Origin of the sequence: Sphingomonas sp. CCH9-E2 (assembly GCF_001557215.1) — a bacterium.
Classification (GTDB): domain Bacteria; phylum Pseudomonadota; class Alphaproteobacteria; order Sphingomonadales; family Sphingomonadaceae; genus Sphingomonas.
This window is the reverse complement of the sequence record NZ_LSJM01000070.1, coordinates 1-20,318: the sequence shown is the minus strand read 5'-3', so window position 1 is coordinate 20,318 and position 20,318 is coordinate 1. Positions and strand designations below refer to the sequence as shown.

At 65.8% G+C, this 20,318-nt stretch carries 25 protein-coding genes and 1 tRNA gene; 14 read left to right on the top strand and 12 right to left on the bottom strand.

The genetic code is table 11. The features are described 5' to 3' along the window. Window positions 1-360 (top strand): peptidylprolyl isomerase (locus tag AX681_RS03980; RefSeq protein ID WP_197424229.1); only part of this gene is annotated, 360 nt, incomplete at its 5' end. Window positions 361-436: 76 nt separating this feature from the next. Then, window positions 437-784, top strand: a complete 348-nt coding sequence (locus AX681_RS03975) for a hypothetical protein (RefSeq protein WP_066656109.1) — start codon at window positions 437-439, stop codon at window positions 782-784. Between the two features lie 3 nt (window positions 785-787). On the opposite strand, the gene mazG is transcribed toward AX681_RS03975, so the two are convergent. From mazG to AX681_RS03925, 10 genes are all read right to left on the bottom strand, one after another. Next, window positions 788-1,582, bottom strand: coding sequence for a nucleoside triphosphate pyrophosphohydrolase (gene mazG, locus AX681_RS03970; RefSeq protein WP_066655939.1), 795 nt, complete (start codon window positions 1,580-1,582; stop codon window positions 788-790). Window positions 1,583-1,604: 22 nt separating this feature from the next. Beyond that, window positions 1,605-2,216: a retropepsin-like aspartic protease family protein gene (locus AX681_RS03965; protein ID WP_066655941.1), complete on the bottom strand. Its 612-nt coding sequence runs from the start codon at window positions 2,214-2,216 to the stop codon at window positions 1,605-1,607. Window positions 2,217-2,221: 5 nt separating this feature from the next. After that, window positions 2,222-2,986: an MBL fold metallo-hydrolase gene (locus AX681_RS03960; protein WP_066655943.1), complete on the bottom strand. Its 765-nt coding sequence runs from the start codon at window positions 2,984-2,986 to the stop codon at window positions 2,222-2,224. Beyond that, on the bottom strand, window positions 2,983-3,768 hold the full coding sequence (locus AX681_RS03955; protein ID WP_066655945.1) for a TatD family hydrolase: 786 nt from the start codon (window positions 3,766-3,768) through the stop codon (window positions 2,983-2,985). The genes AX681_RS03960 and AX681_RS03955 overlap by 4 nt, the downstream gene beginning before the upstream one ends. Further along, on the bottom strand, window positions 3,765-5,339 hold the full coding sequence (gene metG, locus AX681_RS03950; RefSeq protein WP_066655948.1) for a methionine--tRNA ligase: 1,575 nt from the start codon (window positions 5,337-5,339) through the stop codon (window positions 3,765-3,767). The genes AX681_RS03955 and metG overlap by 4 nt, the downstream gene beginning before the upstream one ends. 103 nt (window positions 5,340-5,442) lie before the next feature. Beyond that, window positions 5,443-6,426 (bottom strand): AAA family ATPase, encoded by a 984-nt coding sequence (locus tag AX681_RS03945; protein ID WP_066655950.1) that lies wholly within the window; start codon window positions 6,424-6,426, stop codon window positions 5,443-5,445. Next, window positions 6,423-7,046, bottom strand: a complete 624-nt coding sequence (tmk, locus tag AX681_RS03940; RefSeq protein WP_066655953.1) for a dTMP kinase — start codon at window positions 7,044-7,046, stop codon at window positions 6,423-6,425. Before tmk ends, AX681_RS03945 begins: the two co-directional genes overlap by 4 nt. Next, on the bottom strand, window positions 7,043-8,209 hold the full coding sequence (locus tag AX681_RS03935) for a D-alanyl-D-alanine carboxypeptidase family protein (protein WP_066656110.1): 1,167 nt from the start codon (window positions 8,207-8,209) through the stop codon (window positions 7,043-7,045). Before AX681_RS03935 ends, tmk begins: the two co-directional genes overlap by 4 nt. Before the next feature lie 29 nt (window positions 8,210-8,238). Further along, the gene (locus tag AX681_RS03930) at window positions 8,239-9,072 is read right to left on the bottom strand and encodes an SPOR domain-containing protein (protein WP_156442540.1); all 834 of its coding nucleotides are present in this window, start codon (window positions 9,070-9,072) and stop codon (window positions 8,239-8,241) included. Beyond that, window positions 9,056-10,081, bottom strand: coding sequence for a lytic murein transglycosylase (locus tag AX681_RS03925; protein ID WP_443026113.1), 1,026 nt, complete (start codon window positions 10,079-10,081; stop codon window positions 9,056-9,058). Before AX681_RS03925 ends, AX681_RS03930 begins: the two co-directional genes overlap by 17 nt. A gap of 125 nt (window positions 10,082-10,206) precedes the next feature. Between AX681_RS03925 and AX681_RS03920 the strand changes: the two genes are divergently transcribed. Further along, window positions 10,207-10,296, top strand: a tRNA-Ser gene (locus AX681_RS03920). A 43-nt stretch (window positions 10,297-10,339) separates the two neighbouring features. Here the strand turns inward: AX681_RS03920 and AX681_RS03915 are convergent. Beyond that, on the bottom strand, window positions 10,340-10,660 hold the full coding sequence (locus AX681_RS03915) for a hypothetical protein (protein WP_066655958.1): 321 nt from the start codon (window positions 10,658-10,660) through the stop codon (window positions 10,340-10,342). A gap of 158 nt (window positions 10,661-10,818) precedes the next feature. Here AX681_RS03915 and AX681_RS03910 point away from each other — a divergent pair, with 158 nt between their 5' ends. From AX681_RS03910 to AX681_RS03870, 11 genes are all read left to right on the top strand, one after another. Then, entirely contained in the window at window positions 10,819-11,649 is an 831-nt protein-coding gene (locus AX681_RS03910; RefSeq protein ID WP_066655960.1) for a 23S rRNA (adenine(2030)-N(6))-methyltransferase RlmJ, read from the top strand. Window positions 11,650-11,764: 115 nt separating this feature from the next. Beyond that, window positions 11,765-12,202 carry a lasso peptide biosynthesis B2 protein gene (locus tag AX681_RS03905; protein ID WP_082737783.1) on the top strand — a complete coding sequence of 146 codons (438 nt, stop codon included), beginning with the start codon at window positions 11,765-11,767 and terminating at the stop codon, window positions 12,200-12,202. 21 nt (window positions 12,203-12,223) lie between these two features. Continuing rightward, window positions 12,224-14,185 carry an asparagine synthetase B family protein gene (locus tag AX681_RS03900; protein ID WP_156442541.1) on the top strand — a complete coding sequence of 654 codons (1,962 nt, stop codon included), beginning with the start codon at window positions 12,224-12,226 and terminating at the stop codon, window positions 14,183-14,185. A gap of 38 nt (window positions 14,186-14,223) precedes the next feature. Then, window positions 14,224-14,502 carry a PqqD family protein gene (locus AX681_RS03895; protein ID WP_066655967.1) on the top strand — a complete coding sequence of 93 codons (279 nt, stop codon included), beginning with the start codon at window positions 14,224-14,226 and terminating at the stop codon, window positions 14,500-14,502. 73 nt (window positions 14,503-14,575) lie between these two features. Next, window positions 14,576-14,719: a hypothetical protein gene (locus AX681_RS21790; RefSeq protein ID WP_156442543.1), complete on the top strand. Its 144-nt coding sequence runs from the start codon at window positions 14,576-14,578 to the stop codon at window positions 14,717-14,719. Between the two features lie 283 nt (window positions 14,720-15,002). Then, a complete protein-coding gene (locus AX681_RS03890; protein WP_066655970.1) occupies window positions 15,003-15,275 on the top strand; it encodes a PqqD family protein in 273 nt (90 codons plus the stop codon). Window positions 15,276-15,543: 268 nt separating this feature from the next. Beyond that, the gene (locus AX681_RS21785; protein WP_156442545.1) at window positions 15,544-15,690 is read left to right on the top strand and encodes a hypothetical protein; all 147 of its coding nucleotides are present in this window, start codon (window positions 15,544-15,546) and stop codon (window positions 15,688-15,690) included. 89 nt (window positions 15,691-15,779) lie between these two features. Next, a complete protein-coding gene (locus AX681_RS03885; RefSeq protein WP_066655973.1) occupies window positions 15,780-16,748 on the top strand; it encodes a hypothetical protein in 969 nt (322 codons plus the stop codon). 91 nt (window positions 16,749-16,839) lie between these two features. Then, a complete protein-coding gene (locus tag AX681_RS03880) occupies window positions 16,840-17,838 on the top strand; it encodes a cytochrome P450 (RefSeq protein ID WP_066655975.1) in 999 nt (332 codons plus the stop codon). Next, entirely contained in the window at window positions 17,835-19,865 is a 2,031-nt protein-coding gene (locus AX681_RS03875; protein ID WP_066655977.1) for a prenyltransferase/squalene oxidase repeat-containing protein, read from the top strand. The genes AX681_RS03880 and AX681_RS03875 overlap by 4 nt, the downstream gene beginning before the upstream one ends. After that, window positions 19,862-20,101: a Nif11 family protein gene (locus AX681_RS03870; RefSeq protein WP_066655980.1), complete on the top strand. Its 240-nt coding sequence runs from the start codon at window positions 19,862-19,864 to the stop codon at window positions 20,099-20,101. Before AX681_RS03875 ends, AX681_RS03870 begins: the two co-directional genes overlap by 4 nt. Here the strand turns inward: AX681_RS03870 and AX681_RS22320 are convergent. Further along, a partial coding sequence (locus AX681_RS22320; protein WP_197424228.1) for a hypothetical protein occupies window positions 20,077-20,318 on the bottom strand: 242 nt, incomplete at its 5' end. The two genes, AX681_RS03870 and AX681_RS22320, sit on opposite strands and share 25 nt — an antisense overlap.

The window sequence follows — 20,318 nt, the reverse complement described above, 5'->3', positions numbered from 1 at the left end:
GTGCCGATCGAGCCGACCAGCAAGACGGGGATCAGGCATCTGAGCGGGACGATCTCCATGGCGCGATCGGTGAACCCGGATTCGGCGCATGGCAATTTCTCGATCATGATCGGCGACAACCCGGCGCTCGACGCGCGGCCGGGCAAGCTCGGCTATGCCGCGTTCGGGCGGGTGGTCGGCGGGATGGATGTCGTGCACAAGATCCTGGCGATGCCGACCGGTGGCGGGCGCGAGGAGATGCGCGGGCAGATGATCCTGCAGCGGGTGAAGATTCTGCGCGCCGAACGGCTCGATGGGACGGCCAAGCCGACCGGGCGGCCCAAACCGTGGCTGATCGACCTGCCGTGGCGGCGGGATTAGCACGATGCGTCCGTAATTTCACTTAGGCCGCGCGTCGTGACTTGCTGCGATGCAGCACAGTCGCCATATTGTTGCGATGGATACCGAGAAGGGGGCGGAGGCCACGCCCAACCCGACACCGATCGTGCTGGAGGGGATCGTCAGGCAGAAATGCATGAACGCGATCTACAATCGCACGCGCATGGTGCTGGCGCCGCACATTCTCTACACGCGCGGCGGGTCGCTCTATGTCGACGCGCAGGTGGTTTCGCGTAACTTCGTGATCCCGCGCGAAGAAAAGTTCGGGACCTTCAAGGTCGACGGGCTCAAGAGCCTGGCGCTGACCGAGCGCGACTTCGCGATCAGCCGGCTGTATCTGCCCGAGTCCGAGAAATATGACGGCACGACATTGATGGCGGTCGAGCCGCAAGGCGCGTCGGCCTGAACCTCATTCGGCCGATTTGATCGCGACCCAAAGGTCTTCTTTTTCATCCAGCGACAAACCGACAAACGCGTCGCCCGCCTGTGCCTCCATCGCGCGGAAGCGGCGTTCAAACTTGGCATTCGCGGCGCGCAGCGCTGCTTCCGGGTCGATGCCGAGCTTGCGCGACCAGTTGACCGTGGCGAAGAGCAGGTCGCCGATTTCCTCGGCGCGATGATCGTCGCTGGTCGCGCTCTCGACCTCGGCGAGCTCCTCGTCGATCTTGGCGCGGGCATCGGCCGGGTCGGTCCAGTCGAACCCGGTGCGCGCGGCGCGCTTTTGCAGCTTTTCGGCCCGGGTGAGGGCGGGGAGGCCGATCGCGACGCCGTCGAGCGTGCCGCTCGTCCCCTTGCTCCCCCGCTCTTCGGCCTTGATTTGTTCCCACAGGTGATGGCCGCCGGTTTCCGCGCCCCGGAAAATGTGCGGATGGCGGCGCTCCATCTTGTCACAGATGCCCGCGACGACGTCGGACAGGTCGAATGCGCCGAGTTCCTGGGCCATGCGGCTGTGGAAGATCACCTGGAGCAGCAGGTCGCCAAGCTCGTCCTTGAGATCGGTGAGGTCGTTGCGCGCGATGGCGTCGGCGACCTCATAGGCTTCCTCGATCGTATAGGGCGCGATGGTGGCGAAAGTCTGGACGGTATCCCATTCGCAGCCGGTCACCGGATCGCGCAACCGCGCCATGATCGCCATCAGCCGTTCGATACCGGGGGGCGTGACTTCGCGGTGATCCGATGCGGGGGAGACCGCCTGCTCGCTCATGGCTTAAGTCCGATAATATACATTATGTTAAATTAGCATCGCTATGCGGTTCGAGGATCAGCACGTTCCCCTCCACCCGCCACGATTTGAGGCGCGACAGGAAGTTCATGCCCAGCACGTCGAACGCTTCCTCGTTCGGAGCCACCAGTACGTCGAGCCGCGACGTGGCGATCGGCCCAATTGCCAACTCGGTTGCCTGTGCCTGGGTTGCGTCGATCAGTCCCCGTGGAGTCTGAATCCGGATTGGCGGGCCACCGTCGAACGCGACCTGAGTGGCGCGTGCGGTGTCTGCCTTCAGCAGCGTTACGCTGGCGCCGCTGTCGACCAGCATCCGTCGCTCGACCCCATTGATGCGGACGCGCGCCCAGAAATGGCCGTCCGGCGACTTTCGAATGCGAACAATTTCGCCCTCGCTCGCTTGCTCGGGATCGGACAGGCCAAGCTGCACAGCGGCGCCGGAGAATTGGGAGCCAATCCAATCCTTGTTGATGACGACGAGGGTGATCACGCCGGCGATCGCCGCCCAGCCGATCACCGTCTTGACGATGAAGCCGAACTGCATGTTCCGCACGCTGAGCGAGCCGAGCACCAGTGCCAGGAACCCGACGAGCGAGACCAGCTGGATGATCTGCATTTCGGTCAAACGTGCAACTCCATGCCGTCATGGCCCGGCTCGACCCCCGCGGGCAGCTCGGCCTTTAGGGTCATATAGTCCATCGAATGATCCATGTGCACCACAACCGTGCGGCGCGCACGACATTGCTGCGCCCAGGCCAGCGTTTGCGCGAGATGCGGATGGGTCGGATGCGGTTCACGGCGCAACGCATCGGCGACCCACAGGTCGAGGTCGCTGTAGAGCGTCGCCATCTCATCCGTAAATATATTGAAATCAGTTGCATAGCCGACTGACTTGCCGGCGTGTTCGAAGCGGAGGCCGGCGCTGGTGATCCCGCCATGCGGCTGATCGACGGTGCGCACGAGGATATCGCCGATCATCATGCCGTCGCGCAGCGTCTCGATCGTCGCCGTCGGGCGGTAGGGCCCTCCCCCTTCGAACACATAGCGGAAGCGGTCGCGCAGCCGTTCCTGCGTCTTCCAGTCGGCGAGCCCGCGCACTGGCGCGCCGCGCAGATGCATCAACTGGCGCAGATCGTCGATGCCGTGGCAGTGATCGGCATGATCGTGGGTCCAGATCACCGCGTCGACATCCGCGACATTGGCGGCGTTCAGCTGCTCGCGCAGGTCGGGGCTGGTATCGACAAGGATGCGGGTCGCGCCGGCCACCACCAGGATCGAGGCGCGGGTGCGGCGATTGCGCGGGTCGGTCGGATCGCAGCTGCCCCAGTCGTTGCCGATGCGGGGGACGCCTGAAGACGTGCCTGAGCCGAGGATGCGGACCTTCACGGGGTCGTCAGTGTCTTTGCGAACAGCCGATGGAAGTTCTCGCGGGTCGCCTCGGCCAGCTCCTCCGCGTCCATCCCCCGAAGCTGTGCGAGGAAACGGCAGGTGTCGGCGACGAAGGCCGGTTCGCCGGTCTTGCCGCGATGGGGCACGGGGGCGAGGAAAGGGGCGTCGGTTTCGATCAGCAGCCGGTCGAGCGGCAGGCGCGCGGCGGTTTCCTGAAGGTCGCGGGCGTTCTTGAACGTCACGATCCCCGATATGGAGATATAAAAGCCCAGTTCCAGTGCCTTGTCGGCAAATTCTCCACTCGCTGTGAAGCAGTGGATGACGCCGGGATAGGCCCCCTTCCCCATTTCTTCGGCGAGGATGTTGGCGGTGTCGTCTTCCGCATCGCGGGTGTGGACGATCAACGGCAGGCCGGTCTCGCGGCTGGCGGCGATGTGGGCGCGGAAGCTCTTCTGCTGCTGGGCGCGGTCGCTATGGTCGTAATAATAGTCGAGGCCGGTTTCGCCGATGCCGACGACGCGCGGGTGCGCGGCGCGGGCGACCAGCTTGGCGGTGTCGATATGCGGGTGCTCGTCCGCGTCGTGCGGGTGGATGCCGACCGTGGCCCAGACGTCCGCCTCGCGCTCGGCGGTGGCCAGCACCTCATCCCATTCGCGTTCGCGCGTCGCGATGTTGAGCATTGCGACCACGCCGCTTTCACGGGCGCGGGCGAGCACCTCGGGCTGCTGCTCGCCAAGGCCCTTGTAGTTGAGGTGGCAATGGCTGTCGGCGAGCCTCATACCGCTGGCTCCTCCGCAAGGACGAGGCGCGGGAACACGCCGGTCGGCGGGTCGAGGCGGAAACCTGACGCCACGGCGTCTTCATACCAGCCCTTGTTGTCGAGCGCCGCATGGTCGCGACCGTCCTGACCCAACTGGTCAAGGATCTTGCCGGCGCTTTCGGGGATCACCGGCAGGACCAGGATCGCGAGATCGCGGATCGCGCGGACCAGCGTGCCAAGCACGGCGTGCATCCGCTCCGGGTCGGTCTTGCGCAACGCCCACGGCGCCTGAACGTCGATATACTGGTTGCAGGCGAACACGGCGCGCATCCACGCCTCAAGCCCCTGATTGAGCGCGAGACTGTCGAACGCGGTGCGGAATTCGCGGCCCGCTTCTTCGATCGTCGCGAGCAATTCGGCGTCGGCCGGGTCGCTGCGTCCGGCCACAGGCAGTGCGCCTTCGAGGTTCTTGGCGATAAACGACAGCGTCCGCTGCGCCAGATTGCCGAAGCTGTTGGCGAGATCGGCATTGGCGCGGGTCACGATCGCTTCGTCGCTGAAGCTGCCGTCATTGCCGAACGCCACTTCGCGCAGCAGGAAGTAGCGTAGCGCATCGACGCCGTAGAGTCCGGCAAGCTTCAGTGGATCGACCACCGGCGGCTTCTCCATAAGCGCGAGCCCCGATTTGGAAATCTTCTCACCGCGATAGAGGATGAATCCGTGCGCGAACACCTGCGCGGGCAGCGGCAGATCGGCCGACATCAGGAAGGCGGGCCAGTAGACCGCGTGGAAGCGGGTGATGTCCTTGCCGATCAGGTGCAGATTCGCGGGCCAGTAGCGCGCGAGATCGCTGTCCACATCGGGATAGCCGGTGCCGGTGAGATAGTTGGTCAGCGCGTCGACCCAGACATACATGACGTGCCCCGGCGCATTCGGCACCGGCACGCCCCAGTCGAAGCTGGTGCGCGAGACAGACAGGTCGACAAGGCCGCCCTCGACGAACTTCACCACCTCGTTGCGCGAGCGCTCAGGGCGGATGAAGTCGGGGTTTGCGGCGTAGAGATCGAGCAAGGGCTGCTGATATTTCGACAGGCGGAAGAACCAGGTTTCCTCGGCGGTCCATTCGACCGGGGTGCCCTGCGGCGACAGCTTGACGCCGCCTTCCCCCTCGGTCAGCTCCTTTTCCTCGTAAAAGGCTTCGTCGCGGACCGAATACCAACCTTCATAGCGGTCGAGATACAGATCGCCCTTGGCCTCCATCGCGGCCCAGATCGCCTGGCTGGCGGCATAATGATCGGGATCGACGGTGCGAATGAAGCGATCATATGAAATATTCAGATCGCGCGCCATATCACTGAAATAAGCTGACATTTCATCAGCAAGCTGGCGCGGGGTCAGGTCGCGGGCGCGCGCGGTCTGCGCGATCTTGAGGCCGTGCTCGTCGGTGCCGGTCTGAAAGCGCACGTCGCGCCCGGCCTGACGCTGAAACCGCGCAATCGCGTCGGCGGCAATCATTTCATAGGCGTGGCCGATATGCGGCTTGCCATTGGGGTAGTGGATCGCGGTGGTGATGTAATAAGGTTCGGACATGGGGGCGCTCTAGAACAATGCGGGGCGGTGCGGAAGTATCACCCTCACCCTTCCCACCGCCTTCGGCGGCGGGCCCCTTCCCTCTCCCGCTGGGAGAGCGAGATTAACGCTTCGCCAGCCGCGCGATAATCCCGCCCATTTCGAACACCGTCGCCTGCGCATCGAGCGATTGGGCGAGCGCGACCGGGCCGAGCTGCGACGCGGCCTCATAGACCGCAATCGCCTCGGCCAGCGCCGCCCCGTGCCGTCCGCGTGCCTCGGCGAGGGCGAAGGCGGGGACGCGGGCGAGGAAGGCCTCGTAGCGCGGTTGCGCGGCTTTCGTGCCCAGCGTGCGGGCGAGGCGCGCGCGGATCGCGTTGTCGGGGTCGCCGCGCGCGGCGATCGCGGCCATTTCGCTGTCGATCGAGGCAAGGTCGAGACCGGCGAAGCTGAGCGCGCGACCCGGCGACCCCTGCCCCGCGCGGACCAGCGCCTCGACTTCCGCCGCGCTTGCCTCCGGCATCGCCGCACGCACTGCCGCCGCGACCTCGCTATCGGGCAGCGGGTCGAAGCGCAGTACGCGACAACGCGAGCGGATCGTCGGGAGCAGGCGCCCCGGCGAATGGCTGACCAGCAGGAAAATCGTCCCCGCCGGCGGCTCTTCCAGGTTCTTGAGCAGCGCGTTGGCGGCACCCGGGCGCTCGACATCGTCGATCGCATCGATGACGATGACGCGGCGGCTCGACATGCTCGGCTTGGTCGCGAACATCGGGTTGAGTGCGCGGATCTGGGCGATGTTGATCGACCGCGCGATATTCTCGCCCGGCTTGTCGGGGTCCTTTGGCAGGCGCACAAGCTCGCGGTAATCCGGGTGAGCACCGGACTCGATCAGCTTGCGGGTCAGGTTGTCCTCGGGCAGGTCGAAGCCGTCGGATGGCGCGACCTGGCCCGCCCCTTCCGCCAGCAGCCGCGCGGCGGCAGCTCGGGCGAAGGTCGCCTTGCCCAGCCCCTCAGCACCCGCGATCAGCCAGGCGTGATGCAGCTGTCCGCTCGACATGGCGGCACGGAACGCGGCCTTTGCCGCGGCATTGGGGGCGGTTGACGTCATGGCAGCAGGTCGGCCAGCGCGTCCATCAGTGACGTCGTGACGTCATCCATGCTGCCCGAGGCATCGACCAGCCGGACGCGATCGGGCTCGGCCGCTGCGATGCCACGGAACTGCGCGGCGACGGCCGCATGGAAGTCCGGCCCGCGCGCGCCAAAGCGGTCGGCGGCCCCGCCGTCGCGCTCCAGCGACCGGGCATGTCCCGCGCCATCGGGCAGGTCGAGCACGAGCGTGCGGTCGGGCAGCAGCCCCTTCGACCCGAAGCCGTGCAACGCCAGGATCGCGGCGTCATCGATATCCTGCGCACCCTGATAGGCGCGGGTCGAGTCGACGAAGCGGTCGCACACGACCCAGCTTCCGGCCTCAACCGCAGGCCGGATCAGCTTCTCGACATGATCGGCGCGCGCGGCAGCGAAGAGCAAAGTTTCGGTGTGCGCACTCCAGCGGGTGACCGCGCCCTGCATCAACAGGCCGCGGATCGCCTCTGCCCCCTCGGTCCCGCCGGGTTCGCGGGTGAGCACGACATGGATGCCGCGCGCCTCGAGCGCGGCGGCGAGCCGCTTGGCCTGGGTCGACTTGCCCGCGCCCTCCCCGCCTTCGAGGCTGAGGAAGACGCCCCTCACGCGCCGAACAGCGACAGCAGGCCGGCCCAGATGCGACCGAAGAAGCCGGCCTCACCGACATCGGCGGCGGCGACCAGCGGCAGGCGCTGTTCGGGGAGGCCGGGCGAGGTGACGACGAGGTCGGCGATATGCTGGCCCGCCTTGATCGGCGCCTTGATCGGGCCCTGATAGACCACGGTCGCGCGCAGATTGGGGTTCGCGCCGGAGGGGATGGCGATGGCGAGATCGCGCGGGGCGACGAGCCCGACCTGCGACGCATCGCCCAGCTGGACATCGGCCTGTTCGACCGTGCGGCCCTTGCTCACCAGCTTGCGCGACGACCAGGCGCGGAAGCCCCAGTCCATGAACTTGACCGATTCCTCGATCCGCGAATTGAAGCTGTTGAGGCCCGCGACGACCATCACCAGGCGGCGACCGTTCTGCTCCGCCGACCCGGTGAAGCCATAGCCGGCCTCTTCGGTGTGTCCGGTCTTGAGGCCGTCCGCCCCCTGCACGCGACCCAGCAGCGGATCGCGGTTCGCCTGCGTGATCGGCGCGCCGCCCATGGTGGTGCCGTAGGTGAAGCTCTCCTTGGAATAGAAGCGCTTGTAGAGGTCCGGATGGTTGGTGATCGTCGCTTTGGCGAGCGTCGCAAGGTCGCGCGCGGTGACGACGGTGCGCCCTTCGTCCGGCCAGCCATTGGAGGTGCCGAAACGGCTCGCCTTGAGGCCGATTTCCTTGGCCTTCTGGTTCATGAGGTTCACGAACGCGGCTTCGGTCCCTGCGATATGCTCGGCCAGCACGACGCACGCGTCGTTGCCCGACACGACCATGATGCCGTTGAGCAGATTCTCGACACTGACCTTCGAACCCGGTGACAGGAACATGGTCGAACCCGCTGACGGACCATGCCATTTCCGCCAGGTTTCGGGTCGGACGTCGGCCATGTCGGACAGCTTGAGCTTGCCCTGCTTGATCAGGTCGAACGCGACATAGGCGGTCATCATCTTCGCCATCGACGCGGGCGGCATCGGGCGGTCGGCGTCCTTGGCGTAGAGTACCGCGCCCGACGACAGATCCTCAAGATAGGCAACCGGGGCCGCCGTCTCGAACGGGGGCGTCTGCGCCGTGGCGGGCGCGAGCGTGAGCGAGACGGCAGTGGCGGCGAGGATCAGCTTCTTCATGGGGATCATGGGGTCCGGGGCTTGAGGGTTCAGGGAATCGAAACGATGCGCGCATCGCCATAGCCACGCCGCGCGACATCCGCACGCGCGCGTTCGGCGGCGCTGCTATTGGGATAGGGTCCGAGCTGGACGCGGTAGACGCCGCCGCCCGGGCGGACACTGCCGTCCAGCTCGTCGGCGAGCGCGCGGGCGCGGGCGGCGTTGGACAGCGCCGCGACCTGCACGAACAGGCCGCGCGTGGCCGCTTGCGTGGGGCGCGGTGTCGGTCGGGTGGCGGGCCGGGTCGGTCGCTCGGCCGCTGTCTCGCGCGGCGTCTCGCCGAGGCGACGGCGCAGCCCGGCGAGCAGTGCCGGGGGCGCGTCGGCGCGCATCGGCGCGGCCTGGCCGGCGGCGAGCATCGTTGCATCCTGCCCGGTCACGCTGACGCGGCGCACGCGGACGGGTGGATTGCCGCTGACGCCCAGTTGCCGCGCGGCACCGCCCGACAGCTCGATCAATCCATTGCCCTGCCCTCGGATCAGGACGAGGATCGTCTTGCCGCTGTCGAGCGCGGTCACTTCGGCATGGCTTCCCTGTGGCAGCACGCCGCTGAGCGCGAAAACGCCCTCCCCCGCTCCGGCATAGCCGGCATAGCCGACACGGTCATAGCGCTCCTCGCCCGGGCGCAGGCGCGAGCTGCCCTGCGGGCCTTCGCCAGTCGCGGGGCTGCCTTCGGGCGCGCCATAGCCCGCACCGGGCGCAGCCGGAGCCTTGGCCTGCGGCGCGGCGGGTGCCGGTGGCAGTTCTTCCAGATCGTCACCCCCGCCAAAGCCGCACGCGCCGAGCAGCGCGGCCATGGCGACGACACTAATGTTCGACTTCATCGGCCAGCAGCCCCACCGAAAGCGCATAGAAATTCGAGCAATTATAATCGAGGATCACCCGGTAATTGCCGGTGAGCAGATAGGCGGTCTTGCCCGGCCCGTCCGGCTCCAGCAGCGTCGCCTGAATATGGCCGGCGGGCCAGCTGCCCGACTGCGGAACGATGCCCAGTGCGCGCCATTCCGCCATGCTGCGCCATTGCGAATGGCGCTCGAACACGCGGGTGCAGCGCGTCGGAACCGTGCGGTTGGCGAGCGCGGCGCGATCCAGGCTCGCGGGGACGGTGACGGCGACTCCCCAGGGCTGACCCGGGCGCCAGCCCGCCGCGACGAAGTAGTTCGCGATCGATGCCAGCGTATCCGCCTCGTTCGACCAGATGTTCGCGACACCATCGCCGTCGCCATCGCGGGCGAGGCGCAGATAGACCGAGGGAAGGAACTGCGGATAGCCGAATGCGCCCGCCCAGCTGCCCTTGAGCTGTTCGCGGGGAACGCCGCGATCGACCATCTTCATCGTCGCGATAAACTCACCCGCGAACAGGCTGCGGCGGCGACCCTCATAGGCGAGCGTGGCCAGGCTGCGCGGCAGGTCGAACCCGCCGGTATAGGCGCCGTAATTGGTTTCGTGCCCGAAGATCGCGACCATGATCGATTCGGGGACGCCGGTCTCCCGCTCGACCCGCTCCAGCTTCGATCGCAGCCGGCGATAGGTCTCACGTCCGCGGTTGATCCGCGCCGCGTCGACATGGCGCGCCTGATAGGGGGCGAACGCCGGGATCGCCGCGGTCGAGCTGCCCGGCTGATCGCGGTCGAGCTCGATCACGCGCGGATTGTAGGTGAGCCCTGGCAGCACCGCGTCGAGCGTGCGGGCGCTGACCCCTTCGCGCAGCGCCTGTTCGCGCAGCGGGCCGTTGATATAGGCTTGGAACCCGGCCTCGTCCTGCGCAACGGCAGGCGCGCCGCCGACGCCGAGCGCCAAGGCCGCCGTTCCAATCAGGGCGAACCGCCGCATCGAAGTCTTGAAGCTACGCATGGCCATTCTCTGCCACAGCGCGCGGCGGGCATGAACCCCCTATGGCGGCGAAAACACGCCCTCTTGCGGAAAACACGCTGAACGCCCTAAGGCGCAAGCCGCGCGGAGAGGTGGCCGAGTGGTTTAAGGCAGCGGTCTTGAAAACCGCCGTGGGTGCAAGCCCACCGTGGGTTCGAATCCCACCCTCTCCGCCATCGGAAAGGTTCTCGCCCCGTACGGAGCAGCGCCAAGGCTCCGTCAATTCCCGTCTGAGTCCACCATGAACTGCATCGGCTTGCCGCGCGTCTCCGGCTCCCATCCCGCCGCCAGCGCGGCGCGGACGCAGCGTGCGATCGTCGCGTCGTCGAGCTGAAGCCGACCGCGCGGCAGCCCTTTCAAAAGCCGCTTGGGTGGGGGAAACTCGACCTGCGCTTCGCGTCGGGCATCGCGCTGGAGCAGGGAGATGGTCATGCCGCGCCAACCGGCATCATCCGAAAGATGCGGTTCGCGCTGCAGCTGCCAATCGTAGAGGGTGCCGTCAACCTGGACAGCCCCTGCAGTGTTGTGAGACCTGGACATATCCGCGCCCCTAGCATGAGCGATGTGACGCGGCCTAGTCGCGCGCTTTGCCGGCCCATGCGGCAGCGGCTGCCGGTTGCCGCGAGCTACGAAAGCTGATTTGAGGCTCGGCTCGGCGCGTGGCGCACTCAGGACAAGCGGCAGGATTTCGGACTTCAATGAATTATCGCCACTCCTTCCACGCCGGTAACAGCGCCGATGTCGTGAAGCACAGCCTGTTGATCGCGCTGATCCGCGCGTTGCAGCAAAAGCCGGGCGCACTGACGCTGATCGACACTCATGCCGGTTGCGGGATCTATGACCTGGCCGGCGAGCAGGCGCAGCGCACGGGCGAGGCGACGCAGGGCGTCGTCCGGGTCTTTGCCGACACCAACCCCTTGCTGGACGATTATCGCGCGGCGGTGCGCGCCGTGAATGTCGGGGCGGAGCCGCAGCTCTATCCTGGATCGCCGCAGGTCCTGGCGCAACTGTTGCGTCAGCAGGACGTGCTGATCCTCAACGAAAAACACCCCGAGGACGCCTACACGCTGCGTGGCGCGATGCGCGGCACGTCTGCAGCGGTACATGAACGCGATGCCTATGAGCTGTGGCTGGCGATGTTACCGACCCGCACGCCGCGCGGCGTGGTGGTGGTCGATCCGCCATACGAACAGACCGACGAGCGCGATCGGATCACGGCCACCCTCGCCGCGGCGCACCGCAAATGGGCCCATGGCGTGACCGTGATCTGGTATCCGCTGAAAGACCGCGTGACGCACCAGCAGTGGAAGAACAAGCTGCGCCGGCTGGGCATCCCCAAATTCTTGGGTGTAGAGCATTGGCTGTATGACGCCGATCAGCCCGGCATCTACAACGGCGCGGGCCTGTTCATCGTCAATCCGCCCTATGCCTTCACCCAGGCGCTGCCGCCGCTGCTGGAAGCGCTGCGCGCGACGCTCGCGCCGGAGGGGCATCGGGGCTCGATGCGTGCGGAGTGGCTCGACGATTGAGGATGCGTCCGGCTGGTGAAATTCCGACACCAGCCGTCTATTCGCATTGTGGCTGGCGGGAGGCCGACCAGTTCGTTACCACCGACGTAGAATCTGCGCCAAGGCTCCGATAGGCATGTTTCCACGGATAGGACGGTATCGGTTAAGCCGGTTTATGGCCTGGCCCGCATGCGAACGGCGCGCGTTGGGATTTGCCGTGGTCGCCTTACCCATGGCTGAGATCATGCTGCGTCTGTTGGGCTATCGAAGGTCGCGACGGCTGTTCGAAAGCACCGTTGCGGATCGGCCCCGGACGCAGGCGATCGATCCCGTTCGGGCGGACCAGATCGTGCGCTTTGCCGCTCGGTTCACCATAGGAAACGATCGCAAATGTCTTCGCAGGTCGCTGGTGCTGGCGCATATCCTGCGCGCGAACGGCTATCCGGTGACCGTCTATATGGGGTGGCGCAAGAATGCGAAGGACATGCTGGAGGGCCACGCCTGGTGCGACCTTGTCGAGGGCGCTGGTGCGCCGCAGTCTCGTGAAGGCGAGGGCTATATCCGGTTGCACTGAGAATCGTCCCAGGACTGCCGCGTGAGTGGCCTCGGTCTAATCTGGAATCGCAGCGGCGAGACGATCGATTCCACCGCATTGGAACGAATGGCGGAGGCACTCCGGCATGACGGCCCAGACGCGCGTCATGTCACCGCAGACGGCCCGCTGGGCCTTGTCTGCACCCAGCGCATCGTCACGCCGCAAGACCGCGCACTGGTTCAGCCGGTCCGCAGCGATTGTGGGCGATGGGCACTCCTGTTCGACGGTCGGCTCGATCATCGCGACGATCTGTGCCAGTCGCTCAACATCGGCGGTCGCGAAGCGGTTCGACTGCCTGACGCGGTGCTGGCGATGCACGCATGGAGCCGGTGGGGTGCGGACGGGCTGGAGCGCTGGTATGGCGATTTCGCCTGCATCATCTGGGATCGCGACCGGCGCCAGCTGACCCTGTTCCGCGACCCGTTCGGTCGCCGCCCCTTGCACTTTTCCGCGAATGCGATGCGCGTCGTGGCAAGTTCCATGCCGCGCGGCATTCATGCCGTCCCGGGCATCGCGCGGACGATCGACACCGATGCAATCACCGACCGCGCCTGTGGGATCAATCTGCACTGGCGGCAAAGCTGTTTCACCGGGGTCCACAGCGTCGGACCGGGTGAGATCGTCACCTTCGGCGCTGACGCTTCGCGGTCCATGATCTATTACGATCTGCGCAGCAGGATACGCCCGGTCCGGTACGCATCCGACGACGACTATGTCCAGGCGCTCAAGGAAAAGCTGGCGCGCGCGGTCGCCAGTGTCACGCGGTCGGACGGCGACATTGCGGTTTCGATGAGCGGCGGCCTTGATTCAACGAGCGTCGCGGTGCTCGCCAGCGCGCACCTGCCCGGATCACAGCAGCGTCTTCCGGTCTACACGTCCGTCCCGGATCCGGACTGGGATGGTCTGCACGAGGCGCATGTCTTCGCCGACGAACGCCATTATGCCGCCGCCGTCGCTGAGCATTGCCCGACGCTCAACCTGGAGCTGATCGATGCTGCCGGACGTGGCATTTTCGATGTGATCGACCGGGTGCACGCGGCGATGGAGGCGCCGCAGCGCAACATCATGAACATGATCTGGGCCGATATGCTGTTCGGTCGCGCGCGGTCGCAGGGCGCGCGCACAATCCTCGACGGCGGCATGGGCAATGCCGGCTTTAGCTATGCCGGGGCAGACGCCGCCGCACAGCTGCTTCGCGCTTGGTCAGTTCCAGCCGGTGCGCGCCAGCTGTGGGAAGACGCAGGAGGTCGACCAGCTGCGGCGGCGCGAAGGGCTGCGGGGATTGTCCGGCGCGAATTGCGCGCTGCGCTCCCCTCCTGGCTCCGCGCCAGCCTGTTCCGACATCGCGGAAGGGGCATGATGCCGATGGAGGCGGGAGGAGTCGAACGGCGCTTTGTTGCCGAGCGCAACGTCGTGGGACGTGCGATTGAGGCACTCGCTCCCGATATGGACTTGATGACCGGGCGTGTGCGCGACCAGTGGCTCATCACGCTCAAATACCAGATTTTCCCGTCGTCCGGTGGGCCGAATTACGGGTGGTCGGCGTTGCACGAGCTGGACCTGCGCGATCCGCTGGCTGATCGCGCCTTGCTGGAATGGTGCTTGGGGGTGCCCGACGACCAGTTTCGCCGCGGGCGCGAAACGCGCTGGCTGGCACGTCGTGCGATGCGCGAAGCATTGCCCGATACGGTGCTGAACAAGCGCCTGGAAGTCGGGCGACAATCGGCGGACTGGCATTTGCGGCTGACCCGCGACCTGCCGCGCATCCGCGACGAGGTCGAGCGTTATTCCCGCGATCCGCTGTTATCGGAGATGTTCGATTTCGCGCGCTTCCGTCGCTATCTCGCAACATGGCCCGCGCGCAGCCCGATTGTCCTGTCCGATCCGCAATTTGCACTTCGGCGGGAAATTCCCATGCTCCTGTCGATCGGGCGCTTTGTGCTCGACAATCCGGGGCGCTAATGGATCGAATTGCAGTCTACAGTGGCGATGGAGGTCATATGTCGGACCCGGTTTATCGGGCGTCTGAGAGCGTTATTTTCAGCGAGGTCGAAGGCGAAACGATTTTGCTCGATACCGACAGCGACAAGGCCTTTGGGCTTGACCCGGTTGCGGCCTATATCTGGAGTCTGTTGCAGGGCGCAGGCAAAACGCGCGCGCAGCTGATCGACGCAATCACACAAGCCTACGACGTAGATGCTGAACGTGCGGCGCGCGATCTCGACACCCTGCTCGACAGTCTGACCGGTCGAAAGCTGGTCGCGTCCATTGCAGGGTGAGCGCCCCACTGACTTGCCAATCCGGCGACCATAATTTATTCGACGATCGAGACGATCAGGGGGGTGTGGTTCAATGGAACATGTATCGCAGCTCAGTGAGCCCAAGGCAGCTTACACGACGCCGTCGGTCAAGGACTATGGCGCAGTCGTCGATTTGGTCTCCTTCAGCGGGTCGGGAAGCTTCGACGATGGCGGCGGGGCAACTTACGCGTCCTGAAGCACGCTTTGCGCAGAGAATAGGGCGGATGTGAGGCCCCCGGGGGCAGTCTGCGCTTTACAGCGCGGGTCGGGCCTTGCCTGCTCGCAAAGGGTGGTGATTGACATTCTGTTACACGCTTTTCGGCCACCGGATCGTCAGCCCTTGCCGCTTGTCGCCCGACCTCTACTGAGATGGGTCCACCGTCTTCATCGATGAAGCGGATACATCCGTCCGTGCTCCGGTGGGAAATGCGGGCGCTGCTGTCGATGGGGCGGCGATGGGTGGAGAAGGTTGAGGTCAAATGTCGGACCCAGTTTACCGAGCATCTGAGAGCGTCATCTTCAGCGAGGTCGAGGGTGAAACGATTTTGCTCAATACCGACAGTGACAAGGCCTTTGGCCTCGATCCGGTTGCGGCCCATATCTGGGGTCGGTTGCAGGGCGAAGGTAAAACGCGCGCGCAGCTGATCGACGCAATCACTCAGGCCTATGACGTCGATCCGCGGCTGGCGGGAAATGATCTGGACACCCTGCTCGACCACATGGTCGGCAAGAAGCTGGTGGTCGTAAGCTGAGCTGAGCGCGCCCTCACGGCGTTTCGCAGGCAAAGGGCGTGCCGCCACCGATGCGCAGGGCCACTCAGGAAGCCGGGCGTGCAGAACTCCCGCAATCGTCGCACTGGTTGATTGAAGGGTTGGCCGGGCGCCACAGCGGGGCTCGTTCGGTTCGCATGTTGTGGGCCAATCTTAAGGTTTCGTCGTCCGGATTGAGTTAGCCGATCTGTTGCTTTCTTTCCAGGGTACCGGTAACAGATCACGGCAACGCTCGGGGGAGTTGGGCATTATGAAAGATCAGCAGCGCAGCATTAAAGTGAACGCCGTCTACACCGCGCCTTCGATCAAGGAATATGGCGCGGTCGCTGATCTGGTCGCCAACCAGGGTTCCGGCGCGAGCGACGATGGCACCGGGGTTGCCGCGTACGCATCTTGAGGGGTGGTTCGCCCGATATAAGGGGGCCTGGCCGACTTGCGGTCGCTCATGTCTGTTAGTGTGATTTCGTTTGCCTAAATGGGTGCTGAGTGACCGCTGCTTACGCGCTGTTTGGGCATCGGATCATCTGCCCGTGCGTGTTGTGGGGACTCGCTTCCGCCGATCGCCTTAATGCCGACGCGCCAAGTCTCACTCTGTCTCTCGACGACAGCTACGCAGCGTCAGCGGAGGAACTGGGCGTCGCTTCTGTCGTCTATCAAACGACTGCGGGCGAGGAGGGACGTCTGTCGCTGCAAAGACAGGGCGCCGACGGATTCAGCGTCTTCATCCATGAAGCCGGGTCAGCGCGCGCTCGGATCGACCATAGTCTCGCGGCGGGGTCTGTCACGATCCACGAAGACGGCCCCATCGATCCGATACAGGTGACCTCATTCCTCGTCAGCCCGTTCATGCCGCTGCGGCTGCGCACCCTCATGCAATTCTTTCCGCTGCATGCGGCCGTGATCGGCATCGGCGACAGTGCGGTCGCGATCTGCGGTCCCAGCGGTGCCGGCAAGACCACGCTGGCGCTCCATCTGCGCGAACAGTCGCACGCCATCGTCGCCGACGATCTGGCGGCGATCGATCCGGCGACCCAACAGGTTCATCACGGCGCCACCTTTTGTCGCATCGATCCCAAACATCCGGCGGTTCGCAAGGCGAGCGGCCCCAGGCGCACCAACACACGCGTGCCCAAGCATTTTCTCGACACCAGCAATCACGCCTTCTGGTCCAATCCCCGCGCGCTGCCGCTCACCGCGATTTTCATGCTTGGCAGCTCGGACGACGGGCAGATCACGGCAGAGCGCCTCGCCGAGCCCATGGCGGGACTGGCGCTCAGTCGGAACCTTTCGGGTGAGATGTTTGCGCCGTCGCTGCCCGCGCGCCAGGCCGGCCTTGCTGCAGCCTTGGACATGGCGCGGCGCATTCCCGTCTATGCCTTGCGCCGCCCCCGGGGACTGGAGCACCTCGCCGCAACCGCCGATCTGATTCGCGACATCGCCGGGGCACGACCATGATGGATCCGGCGGCAGCCCCGCGCTGCATCTATCACGATGTGGCGCGCTATGCCGATGCGCGCGCGCGCTCCTGCTGTCCAGCGACTTCGCCTTGCCGGCGATCAGTCCGGCCGAGCTGGCCGGCGGCGACCTGTCCGGCCAGCAGATCGGCGCGATCCTGCTTTACCATCGCCATATGGTCGCGCGCATGCGCCGCGCCTATCCGTTCGACCCCGATCGTCGCAAATTGCAGGCGATGGTCCGACGGTATCAGATGGGAGACTATGCCTCCCGCCATCTGCACGCCGTGCGCCGAACATTCGAGGACGTGTTGCAGCGCCACCCGGTGGGCACACCGCTACCGGTCGAAAGCGCGCTGGGGACGCCATTGGCGCTCGCGGCGTTCAATTCTCTGCTGGGTCTGGATTTCCGCGTTGCCCAACTGGGGGACGCGCTGGCAGTGGGCTACAAGGCGCTGGTGACCGGACTTCCGGTTCGGGAAATGCTGCAGGGCTGGCTGTCCTACCGCCCGGTCGTGACCGCGGTGGATCAGGCACTGACGACGCGCAGCTACACGGCCGACGGGCTGCTTGCCGCGCTGGTCGCATTTGCAGAGGAGCATGAACGGTCGCGCGACTTCATCATCATGAGCTGCGCGGTGATCATGATCGCGGGAACTTCGTTGAATCGCAGCCTCGCCTCAATCCTTCGCTTTGCGCTCGACGAACCCGAAATCGCCAATGCCATTCGGGGCGACAGCCCCGATGCCGCGTTCGAGGAATTGATGCGGCTCTACCCGCCCTTGCCGACCATCTTCCGTTACCATGCGGAAGGATCGGCACCTGGGTGCAAGGAGTTCAGCACGATCGACCTTAGTGCAGCCAATCGCGACGCTGATCAGTTCGCGGAGCCCGACAGCTTCGACCCAAGTCGTAAGCGGACCGCAGCACTCACGTTCGGAGTCGGCCCCTTTTCCTGTGACGGCGTGCCGATGACACGCATCTTTTTGCGCGAGTCGGTTCGCGCTTTGCTGACGCGGGCAAAGGGACTGCAGCTGATCGACATCGACGGCGATGCCCCCGCCGTCATTGTCTACGACCGCTTCGAATGACCGGGTCCGCCGCGCCGCAGAGCTTTGCCGATGTCATTGCGCTGCTGGAGCCGCTCACGGACGAGGCGTTTGTGCCACGCGCGGTTGCGACCACTCTCGAACTTGCGCGGCGCATGCCGCCGGTCGCGTGCGGCGGGTTCGAGTTTTCGCTGACCAACGAGGCCGCTCCGGTCGATCTGATGCAATGCCATGTGCTCGACACAGCCGGAATCGGTCGCCTGATCGAGATGATCGCGGCGCGGCCCGACGCCGAAAGTCAGCCCTGGCCATGGCTGCATGCGCTAATCACCGGCGACCGGGTCGGCATCGCCAGCATATGGCTGGAATATGACGCGGATGCGCCAGCCGATGTGCCGCCGTCGATCTTCCTGGAGTTCGACAGCCTCTCACCGCCGTCGCCCGAACGCGTGCACGCCCTGCTGGACGCGATGCCCCTCGCTGATCGCGCCGCGAAGAGCACGGTCGTTCGAGCACTCACAATGGCGCTGCCCGACGCCGCGCATGTCTCGCACCTTGGTGCGATGTTCTCGCGCGCCGACACCCCGCTGCGTCTCAATATCAAACGCATGCGCTCATCGGAATTGACGCCGTTCCTGGCACAGATCGGACTGGATGCACGCCCCGAGGCGGCGACCCGGATCATCGCCGACGCCTATCGCGCGACCGTGTGTCTCGACGTGACGGATCGGTTGTTGCCGCGGCTCGGCATCGAGTATCTCTTCTCGACCTGGCCTGCGCGCGAGGAGGGCTGGCGCGATCTCGCCGACGCGGTGTGCCCGGGGGCAGTCTCGACGCAGCAATGGACCGCGCTGCAGAATTGGGCGCGCACCCTCTCCCCGCTTGAGACCGCGCTGGACTGGCCGGACCCGTGCATCATCGATGCGATCACATATCCGGAGCCGGTATCGAGCGTGATCGAATGCGGCCCCAGCCACATCAAGGCGACCTTCGTCCCGGGGCGGCCGCCGACGCTCAAGGCCTATGTCGGCTTCCGCCCTTCGCTCGTGACGCGCGGTGGCGAGGTTCGCGCTGGCGACATGTTGCACAAACCTGCGCGTCTGGCTGCGACGACACTGGGTGAGGTGATCGACCGAGCGCTGGCGTTCCTGTTGCGCGAGCGGACCCAGGACGGGCTGTGGCGCGATTTCGACTTCGGCAATCTTGCCAGCGACGAGTGGGTGAGTGGCTATGTCGGGGCCCATCTGCTCGCCCTTGAGGACGCCGCGGCGCATGACGCTGCCGCCTCCGCCTGGGCGATCCTGCGCAACCGTCGCGCGCCGGAGCCCGGCTGGGGCTATCACCGCAAGGCACCGCCCGACGCCGACAGTACCGCCTGGGTCGTGATCCTGGCGCAGCGCCTGGGGCTGGACGACGATCCCCGGGTCCGGGCCAATCGTGACTTCTTGGCGCGGCACCTTGACGCCAATGGGGCGGCAGTGACGTACTCCGCGCCGTTGTTGGCCGAAATCGGACGCCCACTGCCGGACAGCGCGGCGCATGATCAGTGGCACGGTCGGCATGGTGAGGTGACCGCTTCCGCAGCGCTTGCAGGACTGGATGCGGCCGTCGCGAACCTGCGGGCGACGCAAGCGGCGGACGGGAGCTGGCCGGCCTTCTGGATCGGGTCGGACGCTTATTCGACCGGACTGGCGTGTGAGGCGCTCCGTTCGCAGGCACCGTCGGCTGCCATTGCCCTGCACGCTGCGGCGCGCTGGGCCTGCGCGGAACTGACGCACACCGGTCAGGGTGCGTTCGATCGTGCGTGGTTACTCCGTACCGCGCTCGACGATGCGGAGGCGGAGAAAAGCGGTGTGTTGACCGATGCCATCGATAGGTTGGCGCGGTCCCAGCGACCCGACGGCAGCTGGACCGGAAGCTGTGCGATGATCGTTCCGGTGCCCGGTGCCGATCCCGCCGCACCGCGGATCGTCAATGCCTATGACATCCATGGCAGCTTCACCACCGCCACCGTGCTCGCGGCGCTTTACCACGCCCGCGCCCGTGGATTTGCCTGGAGTGCCGGATGATGTCGCTCGCCAATGCCCTGCGCTTTCTCGAATTGATCGAGCGCGACAGCAGATTGCGCAGCGAACTCGCCAATGTCGCCGGCACCACCGAGCTGTCGCGCGTCGCGGAGTTCGCTGCAGACCACGGCTTTCCCTGCGACGCGCCGGAATTACGCCAGGCATGGCGCAAACGCCGGATGCTTCAGGCGGCCGTCGAGCATTCCGCCCGAATTCAGTCGAACAAGCCCATCGTCTGACGTCCCACCGCCGGATCGCGCGTCAAACCGGCCATCCGCGCGGCAAAGGCCTCATGGCTCAGGTTCGCGGCGACGAAGTTGCGGTAAAAGAAGTCCGGTCGCGTGCGAAAGAGCGGCGACACATGGCGCGCGACGGCCGCGTTCGGCGCTCCGATCCGTCCATGAACCTGCTGCTGGTAGGCCCGGCTGATCGCGTCCGGGCTGCCCTCCCCTGAAC

Coding starts and splice junctions, on each gene's coding strand:
- AX681_RS03975 (WP_066656109.1), top strand. CDS start 437: ATGGATACCGAGAAGGGGGCGGAGGCCACGCCCAACCCGACACCGATC.
- mazG (WP_066655939.1), bottom strand. CDS start 1,582: ATGAGCGAGCAGGCGGTCTCCCCCGCATCGGATCACCGCGAAGTCACG.
- AX681_RS03965 (WP_066655941.1), bottom strand. CDS start 2,216: ATGCAGATCATCCAGCTGGTCTCGCTCGTCGGGTTCCTGGCACTGGTG.
- AX681_RS03955 (WP_066655945.1), bottom strand. CDS start 3,768: ATGAGGCTCGCCGACAGCCATTGCCACCTCAACTACAAGGGCCTTGGC.
- metG (WP_066655948.1), bottom strand. CDS start 5,339: ATGTCCGAACCTTATTACATCACCACCGCGATCCACTACCCCAATGGC.
- AX681_RS03945 (WP_066655950.1), bottom strand. CDS start 6,426: ATGACGTCAACCGCCCCCAATGCCGCGGCAAAGGCCGCGTTCCGTGCC.
- AX681_RS03935 (WP_066656110.1), bottom strand. CDS start 8,209: ATGAAGAAGCTGATCCTCGCCGCCACTGCCGTCTCGCTCACGCTCGCG.
- AX681_RS03930 (WP_156442540.1), bottom strand. CDS start 9,072: ATGAAGTCGAACATTAGTGTCGTCGCCATGGCCGCGCTGCTCGGCGCG.
- AX681_RS03925 (WP_443026113.1), bottom strand. CDS start 10,081: ATGCGGCGGTTCGCCCTGATTGGAACGGCGGCCTTGGCGCTCGGCGTC.
- AX681_RS03915 (WP_066655958.1), bottom strand. CDS start 10,660: ATGTCCAGGTCTCACAACACTGCAGGGGCTGTCCAGGTTGACGGCACC.
- AX681_RS03910 (WP_066655960.1), top strand. CDS start 10,819: ATGAATTATCGCCACTCCTTCCACGCCGGTAACAGCGCCGATGTCGTG.
- AX681_RS03905 (WP_082737783.1), top strand. CDS start 11,765: ATGTTTCCACGGATAGGACGGTATCGGTTAAGCCGGTTTATGGCCTGG.
- AX681_RS03895 (WP_066655967.1), top strand. CDS start 14,224: ATGTCGGACCCGGTTTATCGGGCGTCTGAGAGCGTTATTTTCAGCGAG.
- AX681_RS21790 (WP_156442543.1), top strand. CDS start 14,576: ATGGAACATGTATCGCAGCTCAGTGAGCCCAAGGCAGCTTACACGACG.
- AX681_RS03890 (WP_066655970.1), top strand. CDS start 15,003: ATGTCGGACCCAGTTTACCGAGCATCTGAGAGCGTCATCTTCAGCGAG.
- AX681_RS21785 (WP_156442545.1), top strand. CDS start 15,544: ATGAAAGATCAGCAGCGCAGCATTAAAGTGAACGCCGTCTACACCGCG.
- AX681_RS03875 (WP_066655977.1), top strand. CDS start 17,835: ATGACCGGGTCCGCCGCGCCGCAGAGCTTTGCCGATGTCATTGCGCTG.
- AX681_RS03870 (WP_066655980.1), top strand. CDS start 19,862: ATGATGTCGCTCGCCAATGCCCTGCGCTTTCTCGAATTGATCGAGCGC.